This is a genomic window from Burkholderia sp. Ac-20353, from assembly GCF_017104785.1.
Lineage (GTDB): Bacteria > Pseudomonadota > Gammaproteobacteria > Burkholderiales > Burkholderiaceae > Burkholderia.
In genome coordinates, this window is sequence record NZ_JAAGPL010000540.1 from 1 (window position 1) to 810 (window position 810).

The following is an 810-nucleotide window of genomic DNA, read 5'->3' on the forward strand; positions in this document are numbered from 1 at the left end:
CTCGTACATCGCCCGGCCGAAGTGTGTCACGCTGCGGCCGGTCTTGCTCGCAGTCGTGCTGCGGAACACGCTCGCCTTGTCGCTGTACAACGCCACCGGCTTGCCGTGGCGCTCGAGGTACGCCCGCGTCGCCTCGAAGTAACTGAACGTCGATTCGGTCGCCGTGAAGTGCAACTGCATCAGCCGGCTGGTCGCGTCGTCGACGTACACCAGCAGCGTGCATTGCGGCGCCCGGTCCTCGAACCACCGATGCTCGCTGCCGTCGATCTGGATCAGTTCGCCCAGGCACGCGCGCCGCGCCCGCGGCTGGTAGACCTTCGGCGGACGCTGCCGGCGTGGCACCCACAAGCCGGCGTCCGTCATCAGCCGCCGCACCGTCTCCTTGGCCAGCCGGATGCCGTGGCATTCCCAGAGCTTCTCGCAGGCCAGCGTCGGCCCGAAATCGGCGTAACGATCGCGGATGATCGCGAGTACCCGGTCGGCCATCACAGCGTCCAGCCGGTTATTGCTGGGCTTCGCGCGCCGCTGCGACACGAGGCCTTGCGGCCCGTGCTCCCGCAGTCGGCCGACGAGTCGCCGAATCTGCCGCGTCGTCAGTCCAAGTCGCTCGGCCGCGCGCCACGGCTTGAGCTTGCCGTCCGCGACGTCCTGAATGACCTTGAATCGGTCCAGTTCCCGCATCGTCATCGTGATCCGTTCTGTTGCAGTCATCGAAGCTCCCAGCGCCGGACAACCGGCGGCTGGATAGCTTACGCGGCACAAAAGCGGACATTTGAACTTAGCCAGAAGCGGACATTACAACTTAGCCGC

General features: G+C 66.0%; 1 protein-coding gene. It reads right to left on the reverse strand.

All coding sequences use genetic code 11. The annotated features are described in order from the left end of the window. A partial coding sequence (locus tag G3N94_RS41835; protein WP_205799974.1) for an ISNCY family transposase occupies nt 1-711 on the reverse strand: 711 nt, incomplete at its 3' end. Nucleotides 712-810 lie beyond the last annotated feature (99 nt).